A 14,367-nucleotide genomic window follows, 5' to 3' on the forward strand; every position below is an offset into this window, starting at 1 on the left:
CAACAGCATATTATCATGACGCGAAAGAACATCACGACCTGATTGTCTCCGAGCGGGAAAAAAAGGCGGAATTATGAGTGGAAGTATTCTTGTCGCGTCCATCGCTCCTTCACAAAGCTGCCATATGGCAGCCATCAAAGACGCCGCGTCATCTTCCATCCTGACCATTGTGCAGTCGGGAGCCGAGGCTCGCCGCCTCATCATGGATGAAGAATGGGATACCATCATCCTTGATCTCCCCCTGCCTGATGAGAAAGACAGCGACCTTTGCCGTATGATTGGAGAAAAAACCTTTGCATCGCTCGTGGTTATCGTGCCAGACGACCTTGTCGATACGACATCTTCTGTGGTAGAAGATTACGGGGCCGTGGTCATCGGCAGGCCATTGGATCCGGTCGCGTTTTCTTATGTGTTGAAATTCGCCCGGTCAATGAGACGCCGCATAGCCATGCTGCATCAGAAGAACTCCCGGCTTGAAAGTAAGCTGGATGAGGTCAAGCTGGTCGATCGCGCGAAAATCGCGCTCGTTCATTACCTTGACATGACTGAGGCGCAGGCTCACCGCTACATTGAGAAGCAGGCTATGGATCTGCGCATTCCGCGTATAGCGGTGGCGCGCCGTATCCTGAAGACATATGAATGAGCATAGGGAACTATCAGGGAAACGGGAGAAGATGATGACGAAATATGTCTTTGTGACTGGTGGTGTTGTTTCTGGCCTGGGAAAAGGGATAACCGCTGCGTCCCTGGGGCGTCTGCTGAAAAACCGCGGGCTTAAGATAGCGGCGCAAAAGTTGGATCCGTACATGAATGTCGATCCGGGCACGATGAGCCCGTTCCAGCATGGGGAAGTCTTTGTCACCGATGATGGCGCTGAAACCGACCTTGACCTGGGACACTATGAAAGGTTCATTGATGAGGATCTCAACAAATTCTCCAACATGACCAGCGGGAAAGTATATTGGAATGTCCTGACCAAGGAACGGAACGGGGAATATCTGGGCAGCACCGTCCAAATCATCCCCCATGTGACCAACGAAATCAAAAGTTTCATTTATGCCGTAGGCCGCAAGACCAATGCCGACGTAGTCATCACCGAGATAGGCGGAACCATCGGCGACATAGAGAGCCAGCCTTTTCTTGAAGCTATCCGCCAGGTCAGCCGTGAAGTGGGAGAATCCAACTGTCTGTTCATCCATGTGACCCTTGTCCCCTATCTCCGCAGCAGCGGGGAGCACAAGTCCAAGCCCACCCAGCATTCCGTCAAGATACTTCAGGGATCCGGCATCACGCCCCACATCATAGTGACGCGGAGCGATGAACCCCTCGACCAGTCCACCAAAGACAAGATTGCGCTTTTCTGCAATGTGAAAAGAGATTGCGTCATAGAGAACCGTACTGTACCGGTCCTCTACCAAGCACCGGTCATGCTGGCTTCCGAGGGGCTGGATGAAATCGTCTGCCGGGAGATGAACCTTGGCGCCGGCCCTTGCGACATGACGGACTGGAACCGCATGCTCAAGCAAATCGAAGCATCTGTCACTCCTGTCCGCATTTCCCTCGTGGGGAAATACACGCAGCTTCATGATGCCTATCTTTCCGTCATGGAGTCCCTCAAGCACGCTGGCTGGGAAAACCAGAGCCGTGTCTCCATTTCATGGATAGATTCGGAGTGCGTCACGCCGGATTCCGTTGACGACCTGCTTGCGGGGAGTGATGGCATCTTGATTCCGGGAGGCTTCGGCGACCGCGGTATTGAAGGAATGATTGTAGCTGCCCGCTATGCACGAGAAAACAAGATACCGTATTTCGGCATCTGCCTGGGAATGCAAATTGCCGTCATTGAATATGCCCGTGATGTCATGGGTCTTGTGGATGCAAATTCAAGCGAGTTCGCCCCGAATGGTCTTCATTCCGTCATAGACTTGATGCCCGACCAAATGGGCAACATCCCCAAGGGAGGTACGATGCGTCTGGGAGAATATCCTTGTGCCATCGTTCCGGAGACTATCATGAATCGCGCATACAGGGGAGAGGCGGAAATCAAGGAACGGCATCGCCACCGGTATGAATTTAATAATGTTTTCAGGGAACAGCTGGTGAAGGCCGGTCTGACTATATCCGGTCATTCTCCTGACGGTCATCTGGTGGAAGCCGTGGAGTTGCCTGAGCATGTCCATCCTTTCTACCTCGGCGTACAGTTCCATCCTGAATTCAAGAGTCGTCCAAACCGTGCCCATCCGGTATTCAGGGAATTCCTTGCTGCCGCATTGAAAAAGTCCCGGTAGTTTACCGTGATCCAACGTTCGGTGTAGAAAGTATTTTCGCTTTAGTGCTTTTCCGCTGGGTCGTCATATGTCATACAGGCATTTGTCATCCATTTTGTTGCCTTTTGCTTTTTCGTCATGTATATTCATTCATGCATAATGAATGTTTATTCAGTATGATTATCCATCCAAGGAGAAGCTACGCCATGAGAGGACGCCATAACCGGCTTGCGGTTGTCAAGGAATTAATCAAGAACAATAAGATCGACAACCAGGATGCTCTGCTTGAGATGCTGCGATTGGAAGGTTTTTCCGTCACACAGGCAACATTGTCCCGTGACCTCAAGATGCTCAAGGTGGGAAAGATATCTGACGGATGGTCGGGGTATTACTATGCCCTGCCAGAGAAAGACTTGATTTCTGAATCCGAGAAAAGCTACATCCAGGACGTGCGCCGCGGCATACTGTCCATTGAGTTCAGCGGCAATTTCGGCGTGGTGAAGACCCGACCCGGCCATGCGAACAGCGTTGGGATTGCCCTGGATATCCTTGCCCTTCCGGAAATCCTTGGTACCCTTGCCGGCGATGATACAATCTTCCTGATTCTCCGCGAGGGGATGACCAAAGAAGACCTTCTGGAAAGTTTCAAGATCCGCATCCCTGAAATCACGGACTGAAATCTCCTGTATGCCTTGCATCCCCTCCGCATGCAACGCTACAATCCTGGGTGAGCATGAGACCCAGGAGGATATGATGACCTATAAGAACCTTGACCAGAGCACGGCTTTCGCCGCCGTATCAGCCCTTGCCCCCGCAGACATCAGGACGACCCTGGATCCAGAGCGTTTCGCTTCCTGTTCCATCCCCGCGGGAGGAGGGCTTACGTATTCCTATGCCGCCATGCCCGTGGTGAAGTCTCACATTGATGCTCTCCAGTCCCTGTCGGATGATCAAGAAGTCATAGCCAAATATACGGCTCTCCTGTCAGGAGAAATCATGAACACCGGAGAGAAGCGCCTGGTGCTTCATCATCTCCTGCGCGGTCGTGTGCCGGGAGCTTCCGAGACGGTCATGGCAGACGGAGAAGAAAAAGGGGCTTTCTATGCGGCGGAACTGGAGAAGACGCGCGCTTTCGCCGCCCAAGTACGTGATGGCAGGATTACTGGCTCGACGGGCAAGACTTTCCGTACTGTCGTCCAGATAGGCATAGGAGGCAGCGACCTCGGCCCCCGCGCCCTATATCTCGCCTTGAAGGACTGGGCTCTTGGAGAAGGCATCCAGCGTCTTGAGGCACGTTTCATCTCCAACGTGGACCCTGATGATGCCGCGGATGTTCTTGACGGGCTGGACATGGAACGGACTTTGTTCATCCTTGTGTCGAAAAGCGGCACGACGCAGGAAACCTTGACGAACCGTGATTTGGTAATCCAGGCGATGCACAAGAAAAAAATTACCGGTCTCAACCCTGCAAAACACATGGTGGCGGTCACCAGCAAGACCAGTCCTCTGGCGACAAGCAAGAATGTACTGGCATCGTTCTTCTTCGACGACTATATAGGCGGCCGGTATTCATCATCAAGCGCCGTTGGCGGCGTGGTGCTGTCCTTGGCTTTCGGACATGAGACATTCGCACGTTTTCTGGAGGGCGCTCATCAGGCCGATGCCAAAGCATTGGAAAAGGATGTCACCAAGAACGCCGCCCTTCTCGATGCCCTCATTGGCGTCTACCTGCGCAATGTCCTGAATTGTCCTGTGACCGCTGTCCTGCCCTATTCCCAAGCGTTGAGCCGCTTTCCCGCCCATCTGCAACAGTTGGACATGGAAAGCAATGGCAAGAGCGTGAACCGCGACGGTGTTCCTGTCTCCTACAAGACTGGGCCTGTCGTGTTTGGAGAACCCGGAACCAACGGACAGCATTCCTTCTATCAGCTCCTTCACCAAGGGACGGACATCATTCCGCTCCAGTTCATCGGATTTTCCCGGTCGCAGGCCGGTCAGGATATTGTTACCGATGGTTCGACCAGCCAGCAGAAGCTCAACGCAAACCTGTCCGCCCAAATCGTTGCCTTTGCCCGTGGCAAGGATGACGGGAATCCGAACAAGAGGTTTGCCGGAGGACGCTGGTCTTCCCTTCTCCATGGCGAGCGTCTCACACCGGAAAGCCTGGGTGCCCTTCTTGCCCATTATGAAAACAAGGTGATGTTCCAGGGGTTCCTGTGGAACATCAACTCCTTTGACCAGGAAGGCGTCCAGCTGGGCAAGGTTCTGGCAGGAAAAGTCTTGGCGGGAAGCCAAGGAGATCCTGTCCTGGCAGCCTGCGCAAAGATGCTTTCATAAACGTTGTTCTGGCTGCATATTCCAAGCGGAAAGTTTGCCGTTGTTCTGTACGAACAAGTGGATGAACAATCAACTGATCAGGCATGTCAATGATATGGTGCAGCGTCCGTGTCCCGCCACTTTTCAAGAGTTGTAGCTGGTTTTCGTATTTTTATAAAAAAACCCCCTCAGGAAAAGGAGGTTAAACCTGAGGGGGAACAAAAGGAGGTTAGAAAAAACCCGATTTTGCAATTTCCAGTCCTGGAGGGACTTAAAACTACTGTCGTTCTCTTTCTGAACCCTAAAATACATATAAGAGAAAAAAGAATCAAGAGAAATCATAAAAAATTAACGTCCATCTTTAGAATTTTTCTGACCTTCTTTGAATTTATTCAGTTTGCCATGGAATATGGCTGGCGCGTATTCTCCAGAACATCGCGCCACAACGTCCCTTCCAAATCAATGTGGTTGCGTCGGCTGACCGCCACCTTGATGGGAATGTGGACATACTTGTTGTTCCATTGACTGATTAACGCCTGCGTCTTCCCCGCCATTGCCGCATGGACAGCATGGGCGCCAAGCCGGGCACAGTAGATGGAATCAAAGGAATCAGCGGGTGCGCTGCGGATGATGTAGCTGGGATCAATATACTTTATGTTCACCTCTATGCGTTCCTTCTTGAAATAAGCCTGGATGCGATCCTTGAGGAATATGCCGATATCCTGAAACTTCACGTTGCCGGAAGCGTCCCTTTCCGCAGTGGGAGGCAACAGGTTCTGACCTGCTCCCTCGGCAAGCAAAATGACAGCATGCCCACGATCCAGAATCCTTTTCTTCAAGTGGACAAGGAACCCATTCTCCCCCTCCAGGTCAAACGGATTCTCAGGAATCAGACAGAAATTGACATCACTCTGCGCCAGGGATGTATTGGCGGCTATGAAACCGGACTCCCTGCCCATCACTTTGACCAGGCCAATGCCGTTGATAGAATTGCGTGCCTCGATATGCGCCCCACGCACCACAGGAACCGCCTGAGCGACAGCTGTATCAAAACCAAAGGAACTCTGGATGAACGAAAGATCATTATCTATTGTCTTCGGCACGCCGATGACCGATATCTTCAGCCCGCGCTTCTTGATTTCTTCCCCAATATCCCAGGCTCCCCGCAAGGTTCCGTCCCCTCCGACCGCCACCAGGATGTTGACGTTCATCCTCTCCAGCGAATCTACGATTTCGGAAATCTGATCACCACCACCGCGTGAGGAACCGAGGATGGTTCCGCCCTTCTCCTGAATGTCATCGACAATGTCCGGATCAAGGGGGATGATAGGAAAGGAAGACTCCTCCAGCAGACCTTGGTATCCATAGGGGATGCCGCTGATGCGGCGCACGCCGTAGCGATACCAGAAACATCGAACCACCGCCCTGATTACATTGTTCAGACCGGGACAGATACCACCGCAGGTAGTAATGGCCGCATGGACATGGGCAGGGTTGAAATAGATGCGCTCACGGGGGCCTGCAAGCTCCAGGGTACCATCATCCACAGGAACGGAATGACCGTCAGAACCAGCCTTGGTCGCCACGTTGAACAGGATTCGGGTGGAGTCAAGCACATAGTCGGCCATGCCATCTCCGGAGCTATGGCTCATCAGAATGGGAGAAGGTATCTTTGCCTCTCCAAGATTCGGTATAGTAAAGTCTAAAACTGCACTGCTCATGCCCTATTCCTCCACAATCTTTACTGTAGCTACTGTAGCTACTGTAGCTGTATGTCCCGTCAATGACAAGACAGCACCATGCGGGAAACGCTCCATATGGGAAACGTATGAACGTTGGAACCTTGCTCTGGAATCATTCCCCCATGGCAGAGATTTCGTGAGCTGCCTGGTAAATCATGTCCACCAGCAGAGGGATGCCTTCCCTCGGTACACTGCAATACGCCACCCGCAGGACATCTATTGCCAAGCTGACCGTTCCTGCCCCATAGCTCTCAAGCAACCGGCGGCGGAGAGTTTCCGCGTCCACCTTGCCTACATTGCACTTGAAAGCAAAAAAGTATCCTGAATTGAAAGGAAACGGAGTGAGGATGTTGTCATCCACATGTTTTGCCAAGGCATCACGCGCAGCCTGATACCGGCAGCGCATCTCCTCCCTGGCGGCATCTCTCTCTTGGTCGATTTTCGTCCCATTGGTCAAAGCTTCTATCAGGATTGACTGACCGGGACGCTGGCTGCTGGACACCGAACACCGTATCGCACCAAGAAGTTTTTGTTCGAGTGCTTCGTAGGCCGGACGGGGCAATCCCTTGCATGCGCAGGTGATGAAGCCGAGACGGAAGCCCCAGAGAAGGTCTTCCTTGGTCGGCCCGTCGCATTTGATGGCCAGGAGATTTGGGTGAGCATCAGCCAGATGCGCGAAAAGGGAGTTGGTTCCTATGCCGTCTTCATAGAAAAGCCCATGATACGCGTCATCACAAATCACCAACAAATCCTTCCCTTCCGCAGCGACTGCGGAAAGCGTCCGGGCAATGTCCTCAATCATGCTGTCAGGAGGCGTATAGCCGGTTGGGTTGTTTGGGAAATTGAGAATCAGGATGACCTTTGAGGCTTCCACACCATGGATTGCCTCCATCATGGCGGGAACATTAAATTCTCCGGCTGGAGAGAACAGCGGAAAGCTGTGGAGGACGGCTCCATGGCCTGTGCCGAAAATCAGGTCATAGTTGTCCCAACGGAGGGAAGGAACCACCACAGCATCACCTTCATCAACGAAAAGCCGCGCGGCAAGGGAAAGGGCATGGGTCAGTGCTGCTGTGACCATGGGAACCGATGCGGGTATGCCATGCAGCGCGGGATTGTTCTTCAGCAGCCTCTGATGCCAGAGACTGCGCGCCTGGGCATCCCCTCCTGTCGGGGCATAGGAAAAGATGTCCCGTGGTTCATAAACCTCGGTATCGAAAGCATTGTACATCTCGGAAAGATACATCGGCTGACCATCCTGCATGGCCACCCCGGCGGTCGCGTTGTACCGGTATGCAAGACGTCCGGCCTCTACGCTCTGGAAGACTATCCCCCTCGGAAAATAGATGCGTCGTCCAAATGAAGACAGCAGACGGAAGACCACTGTTTCAGAAAGATTTTCATTGAGTTGTCCGGCAATGTCCGTCATGTTGTTCTCCGCATTCATCAGAACAGCCTCCCTTGAGTCTCAATTTCAGAGTCCTCATTGGCATCCTTCCCGGCATTCTCCCTGATATTCTCTTTAGCATCAGCGTCCAGCATCCCCAGAAATTCATCCTCGCTGACAATACGCGCACCCGCTTTCTGTGCCTGGGAAAGTTTACTCCCCGCCCCGCCTCCCGCCAGCAGATGGGTGGTCTTGCCGGTGACGGAGGACGTGACCCGGCCTCCCCGTTTTTTCACCTCGACCATTGCTTTTTCACGTGGGGAGAAATGTTCAAAGGAACCGGTGACACACCATGTCTGTCCGGCGAAAATCTGCGGGACATCGGAAACCTGAGAGGCTTCCTCTTCAAAGGAAAGACCTGCTTCACCCAATGCATGGATGCGCGCGCGCATCTCTGGCGCGGATAGTGATTCTATCAGGGTCATGGCCATCTTTTCTCCAATCTGGGGGATGGATGTCAACGTGTCCATATCGTGGGTATCCACGATGTGAAGAAGCTGCTCCATTGACCGGATGCTGCCTGCATCAAGAAGCTGATCTACCGCCTTCCTGCCGAAATCAGGCAGACCAAGGGCAGAAAGAACAACACGGAACGGTCGGTTCCGACTGTCCTCCACTCCTGTGACAATGAGGCTGATCTTCTTTTTTCCGAAACCTGGCTGACCATCCAAGACCCTCCGGTAATCAAGCGTATAGATGTCCGGGATGTCGGACAGGGCATTGATGTTTCTCAGGACAGTGACTGTCTCCGGCCCGAAATTGGCAATGTCCATGCCGTCCTTGCCTACGAAGAACTGAATCCGTCCTCCTACCTGTGCGGGACAGCCGGAGGCATTGGGACAGAAGGTGTGCGCTCCCCGGATGACCAGGGTCGAGCCACAACTGGGACAGATGGCGGGTATGCGCCAGGTGGTATTGCCTTCCTCATTCTTCTCCACGACACGCTCGACCGCAGGGATGACATCACCGCGCTTGGAAACTTCCACAGTGTCGCCAATGGCCAGCTCCAGGAGGTCAATATAATCCTGGTTGTGAAGCGTGACGTTGGAAACCACGGAGCCGCCGATGGGAACGCTCCTGACCCGCGCCATTGGGGTAATCCTTCCGGTTCGGCCTACTTGGACATCTATGTCCTGCACCACTGTCTGGGCGGCGGGTGATTCAAATTTGTATGCAATCGCCCACCGGGGATGATGTCCTGTATAACCGAAGACGTCCCGGAGCGCAAGGTCGTTGACTTTCACTACCAAACCGTCAATCTCATAAGGAAGATTTCCCCTCTCCCTGGTGACGCCGGATATGTAGCCGGCAAGGTCGTCGAAGGCGCCGGAAAAGCCTTGTACGCCGGACGCGGACAAAAGAGCCTCGGCTTCCTGTCGGCCAGATGCGAATACCCCCAGGTGTGGATTGACCCGGAAGCCGAGACGAACCAACGCGGCAAGAAGTTCCACATGGTTGGGATAGAGGGTGGCATCACCTGCAAAATAAGCCTCGTAGACAAAAATGGTCAGGGGTACACGGGCAGTTTCGCTGCTCTTGATTCTCCTGATTGTTCCCGCGGCAAGGTTGCGAGGATTGGCATATGGGATTTCCATGGTCTTGTTCAACACGGAAAAGGATTCCTTGGGAAGATACACTTCTCCCCTGACCGCAATGTCCAGCGGTTCGGACAGTCGGAGAGGGACGGCCGCGATGGTTCTGATGTTGGCAGTTACATCATTGCCTACAGTTCCGTTGCCCCGTGTCACGGCACGGACAAGGATTCCTTTCTCATAGTAGAGAACCATTGATACGCCGTCGATTTTTTCCTCCACTATGAATGAGAGACCTGTGTCGGCCTTGAGCCCCGCCTTGTTCATCCAGGAGACGATGGCTTCGGCGCTGTATGCCTTGTCCAAGCTCAGCACGGGGATGGAATGGCGGACTTCGGGGAAATCGGAAGTGAGGTCGCTGCCGACGCGCTGCGTGGGAGAATCAGCTTCTTTCACATCAGGATGAGCTGCTTCAAGGGCGGCAAGTTCATCCATCAGGGTATCATATTCCTTGTCTGACATACTGGGGCGTCCCAAGACATAATATTCATGCTGGGCGTCAAGAAGGATGCGGGAAAGTTCCGCCATGCGTCGTACTGCCGTTTCCTGTGTGTGCATCTGGAATCCTCCCTGATGTGACAGATACCATCTTACCTTGTTCGGTCAGGGGTTTCCAGAGGCTGGATATGTTCACCTTTCCGGGTATTTCAAAAAAGGCTGTTCATTTAAGAGCATCAACTCAAAAGATACTATTTCACGCATAAAATAACCCTTGCAGTAATGCGTTTTCCACCAAAATAATACTTTCGGGTAATATTCAGGATTCTTCCAGGTCTGTCAGTATCAAGACTCATGTAAAGCTATCGGAGTTGTTGAGAACAGGAGGCAGGTATGATTTGGTTAAATGCTCTTCTTCATGGTTTGGTATGGTCGGGTATTTGGGTAATTGCTCTGTATGTCACTTTCAGGCTCGTACCCCATACCCTGATCCATAATTACCCGAAAGAACTGCAAGAACTCGCTGACATACCCATAAAAAGCAAACGGCTGACGACATGTGTTTCCTTGTTGGTTTGGGTCGTGATTATCGGATATTATCTGTTTGCGGTTTTATGGACATTTCGCCACAGGACAGACGGCTTCCTGGACATTATGGCATTTTCTTTTATGGTTTTCATGGTATGGAACATATGTGACTTGACCATAATGGATTGGTTGCTGTTCTGCACGGTTCAGCCATCTGTCATGGTACTTAAAGGCACGAAGGGACACCCCGCATACAAGGATTATATGTTCCACTTCATCGGATTCTTGAAAGGAACCGGGATTGCTGCGATTTTTGCGTTTGTAATAGGCGGAATATCCTATCTGATCCTGAACTCTTTGGTGTGGTAAAGGGCTTTCTTTTGGATGTCCATACATCCAATTCGCTCCCTGTCTTGCCTCCGTTGTTCTGCTGTCCCTGTTGACGCGCACCACTGCTGTGCGCATGTCCTGTGTATTGCCCTTGCGTTGCGCCCGGCGTTGCAGTTTGCCGCGTGACATGATACTGTATCCACACTGCGAAGGGGGACGACGATGGAGAAAAAAACACAACTCGGCGACGTACCCCAGTACCATGGCATCGTCCTGTGTTCATCTGTATCATCCGGTACCATCGTGGACATTTCCATGCCCACACTGCCCTATGGCTGCTTCCTCATTGAACCACGGGACTTCAGCGGAACCAATTCCATCCATATCCTGGACACCCGCATGCCGGTACTGACATCATCATCCATCTCCTATGAAGGCCAGCCTGTCCTGGCTCTTTTCGGCCCTGACATTGAAACAGTCAGAAATACAGCTCGCTCTATCCGGTTTTCCTATTCCCTCCCTCCTGTCCCTGCTCCGGTTTCTGAACAGGAGAAGACAGATGGCGTTTCCAGTGAAGAAGGAACGCCCGGACAACGAGAGGCCAACATAGCCGGAAGCCCCTTAACAGCAGCATGGGATAAAGGAGGCAATCCTCCCCCCGAAACGGAAACACAGGTGTTGGAGCAGACCTATACATATCCGATACGTCACCCCGCGCGAGCGGAAGAAATAGTAATCCAAGCCATGTATGACCAGAAGGAACTGAACATGCATGTGCCGACCCAGTGGCCTTTTCATGTGCGGGAATCCATAGCGGAAGCTTTGGGAATCAGCAAACGGAAAATCACGCTCAAGAGACTTCCCTATTTCACTCATCGTGATGCTTATGTCATATGGCCGTCCCTGCTTGGCGTCATTGCCGCTGCCGCCGCCATGAAGGTCGGAGGAAAAGTATCCCTCAGCCATGAACCGGCGCACGCCAATCCCCTCATGACAATCCACCGCCGCACAGTCTTCGCCTCCAGCACCGGAAAACCCCTGGAAGAAACAGTGACGGCTGACATAGACCAGGGAGCCTTCCCTGTCTTCACGCAAGAGATGCAACGTCAGGTCATGGCGGGACTCCTGCCGCCGTACAACCTGCCCAAAGGTTCAGTCATCGTCACCGCGCGTAAAAGCTCATCCCCACCGGCATCTTTCCATGGAGACCTGGGCTATGCCACGGCGGTATCAAGCACGGCTGTCCATTATAATGCAGTGGCCAGGGCGGCAGGTATTTCTCCCATCGACTGGAAGATAAAGAACCTGGGAGAATATCCCGTCCGTACAGGCTTCGTCACGTCCGAAAAATTTTCCATCTTGCGGGATATCATCAACGAAACCGCGGAAAAGTCCGGTTTCCAGCGCAAGCACGCCGCTTTCGAATTACAGAAGCAACGGAAAAACAGATATTCGACATTCCTCAACTACGCCAAAGGAATCGGATGCTCCGCGGGAGCCGGCATCAGCGGTTTCAGCTCATCCTTCGAACTCGCCGACAAGTTCTCCGTCTCTCTCAGGCTTGAGGAAAAAGACAAGGTTTCCTTCAACACGTCCTTTCCTCTCAACGGCCCCAGCGAGAACATCTGGAAAAACATGATTACCCGTGAGCTGGACATTGACCCGGAGTCCATCCTCCCCGTGGATGAAAGCCGGGAGGAACTGCGGGACAGCGGACCAGCTGTCTTGTCAGCCAACAGCGGGCGTCTGCCGCGGATGTTCAGGAAACTTGCCCATGACATCAGGGAAAGACGGTTCAAGGAACCGTTGCCTCTTGAAGCATCAATGACCTTCCGCAGCCCTGCCATGGCATCCCACACAGAATTTGAAGGAACCAGCGGAGCAAGCCTGGCGATAGAACTGGACATAGACACAATCACCTTGCATCCGGTCGTCCGGCATGTCTGGGCAGTATTCTCTTTCGGATATGTGGATGATGACAAGCTGCTGCGGACACGCATCCGCCAGACAATAGTGCATACATTGAGGGAAAGCGGCGCCTATTTCGACAATCGTGACGGGAACAAGCCATTTACCATAGACATCACCATCCACAATACCGAGGATGGCGCTCCCGCGTCGGTAAATTCAATACTCAGGGGATTGGTCATGGGAGCATTTCTGTCGGCGCTCGGACAAGCCCTGCCCTCCGGCATGAGTACAATCCCCGTCACCAGCGCCCTCATCCTCGACCATATCAGGGAGGAGTGACCGTGAAACTTGATTTCCAGCTCGACAACAAGAAGATATCCGTGAACGTCAATGCGGACAAGCCACTTTCCCTCATCCTTGCCGAGGACATACCCAAGGACTTTTCCTGGAATCCCTTCTTTGGCTCGCTGACACGGGAACCCGTCTTCATTGACGATGAACTTGTCCTGCCCGCCCAGATGCCTGCTTTCCGTGTACGGGGTACCACGATTCGTTCGTACAACGGATTCCGCAAGACCCGCCTCTGCCGGGATATTGAACGCGCCTACGCGTTCCATGAATGTTATCCGGATGGCGGAAGCTATGCCGCCATCACCATGATCCTTGAGTCGATGATTACCGACATAGACGCATCGAAAACTCCCGCCCGGATCTCCACGCCGGAGGAAAACCCCAACCGTCCGACGGCAGAACCCACAACCCTTGACATGGTGACCATAGAGCAGGACCTTGACGACATCGCATGCACCACAATGGATGTCGGTCAACTCATCCTCATTGCCCGCACGGCAGCGGAATACAGGAGACGCAGGAATGTACGAAGGAATTAAGTCTCCCACAATCCATAGCCCCCGTACCATTGGGGAAGCCCTCTCTATCCTGAACCGTACTCCTGATGCGCGTCTGTGGGCAGGCGGTACGTATATCATGAGCAGACCGGATGCTTATCCTGGCAAGGACGCCAGTGCCATCATCGATCTGGCGGGGATTCCTGAATTGAAGAAAATCACGAGGAACGACCGTTTTGTGGAAATTGGAGCCATGGTCACCGCATCTCAACTGACCAATACCGGCAAGCTGTTGCTTTCCGACCTGATGCTGGATACCCTCAAGTCCACGGCCTCCCCACTGTACCGGAGACAGCTTACCATTGGCGGAACCCTGTGTACTCCGGACATCCGCCTTTCCTTGCCGACGACCTTGGCAGTCCTTGAATCAGCCGCGGAAGTCCGTTACCTCCAACGTTCCCGCATCATCACCCGCTGGATTCCCATAGCCCGGCTCTATGGCAAGAACGGCGCTCTCCTGATGCCGCCAAAAAGCATCCTGTCCAAAATACGCATCAGCCTGGACATGCCTGGTTTCCAACGGTTCCGGGTCATTGATCACCCAATGCTTGCGCCGCGTGATTCCGTGCTGTTCGCTTTCCAATGCCAGGGAACCCAAGGAACCCTGTCCCGTGCGCGTTTCTGCTTCACCTATCCGACCGCCGGTTTCCACCAGAGCCGTGAGATGGAAGCCCTGCTCAGCGGACAGGATCTGCCCCTGTCACCGGACAAAGTACGGAAGTTTTCCTCACAGCTTGTCATGGAGATAGCCAGGATGCATCCTGGGGTGACTCCTCTCCAGCTTGAGAGAAGCCGCCGTCTTTTCGCGGAAGTCCTGCATGACATTGATGTCATGGCAATGGAAAAATAACCGGAAGAAAATCCCGTAGCCCATCACCAAAGCGTGGG

The 14,367-nt window shown here is 53.1% G+C and carries 10 protein-coding genes; 7 read left to right on the top strand and 3 right to left on the bottom strand.

All coding sequences use genetic code 11. The annotated features are described in order from the left end of the window. Window positions 1-73 precede the first annotated feature (73 nt). From SPICO_RS09095 to SPICO_RS09110, 4 genes are all read left to right on the top strand, one after another. Window positions 74-643, top strand: coding sequence for an ANTAR domain-containing response regulator (locus SPICO_RS09095; RefSeq protein WP_013740374.1), 570 nt, complete (start codon window positions 74-76; stop codon window positions 641-643). Between the two features lie 34 nt (window positions 644-677). Continuing rightward, entirely contained in the window at window positions 678-2,288 is a 1,611-nt protein-coding gene (gene pyrG / locus SPICO_RS09100) for a CTP synthase (RefSeq protein ID WP_013740375.1), read from the top strand. Between the two features lie 185 nt (window positions 2,289-2,473). Beyond that, a complete protein-coding gene (locus SPICO_RS09105; RefSeq protein ID WP_013740376.1) occupies window positions 2,474-2,944 on the top strand; it encodes an arginine repressor in 471 nt (156 codons plus the stop codon). Window positions 2,945-3,020: 76 nt separating this feature from the next. Then, window positions 3,021-4,604 (top strand): glucose-6-phosphate isomerase, encoded by a 1,584-nt coding sequence (locus SPICO_RS09110; protein WP_013740377.1) that lies wholly within the window; start codon window positions 3,021-3,023, stop codon window positions 4,602-4,604. A 371-nt stretch (window positions 4,605-4,975) separates the two neighbouring features. Here SPICO_RS09110 and SPICO_RS09120 read toward each other — a convergent pair whose 3' ends face one another. The 3 genes from SPICO_RS09120 to ligA form a co-directional block, all read right to left on the bottom strand. Continuing rightward, window positions 4,976-6,304, bottom strand: a complete 1,329-nt coding sequence (locus SPICO_RS09120; protein ID WP_013740379.1) for an ATP-dependent 6-phosphofructokinase — start codon at window positions 6,302-6,304, stop codon at window positions 4,976-4,978. 133 nt (window positions 6,305-6,437) lie between these two features. Then, entirely contained in the window at window positions 6,438-7,772 is a 1,335-nt protein-coding gene (locus SPICO_RS09125; RefSeq protein ID WP_013740380.1) for an aminotransferase class I/II-fold pyridoxal phosphate-dependent enzyme, read from the bottom strand. After that, complete coding sequence (ligA, locus tag SPICO_RS09130) at window positions 7,772-9,922, bottom strand: NAD-dependent DNA ligase LigA (protein WP_013740381.1); 2,151 nt, start codon at window positions 9,920-9,922, stop codon at window positions 7,772-7,774. Before ligA ends, SPICO_RS09125 begins: the two co-directional genes overlap by 1 nt. A 960-nt stretch (window positions 9,923-10,882) precedes the next feature. On the opposite strand from ligA, the gene SPICO_RS09140 reads away from it, so the two are divergent. Genes SPICO_RS09140 through SPICO_RS09150 form a run of 3 tightly spaced genes read left to right on the top strand, consistent with a single transcriptional unit; the run spans window position 10,883 to window position 14,329 of the window. Next, complete coding sequence (locus SPICO_RS09140) at window positions 10,883-12,910, top strand: molybdopterin cofactor-binding domain-containing protein (RefSeq protein WP_013740383.1); 2,028 nt, start codon at window positions 10,883-10,885, stop codon at window positions 12,908-12,910. Between the two features lie 2 nt (window positions 12,911-12,912). Beyond that, entirely contained in the window at window positions 12,913-13,461 is a 549-nt protein-coding gene (locus SPICO_RS09145) for a hypothetical protein (protein ID WP_013740384.1), read from the top strand. Then, on the top strand, window positions 13,445-14,329 hold the full coding sequence (locus SPICO_RS09150) for an FAD binding domain-containing protein (protein ID WP_013740385.1): 885 nt from the start codon (window positions 13,445-13,447) through the stop codon (window positions 14,327-14,329). Before SPICO_RS09145 ends, SPICO_RS09150 begins: the two co-directional genes overlap by 17 nt. The last annotated feature ends 38 nt before the right edge of the window (window positions 14,330-14,367 follow it).

Origin of the sequence: Parasphaerochaeta coccoides DSM 17374 (assembly GCF_000208385.1) — a bacterium.
GTDB classification, from domain to species: Bacteria; Spirochaetota; Spirochaetia; order Sphaerochaetales; family Sphaerochaetaceae; genus Parasphaerochaeta; species Parasphaerochaeta coccoides.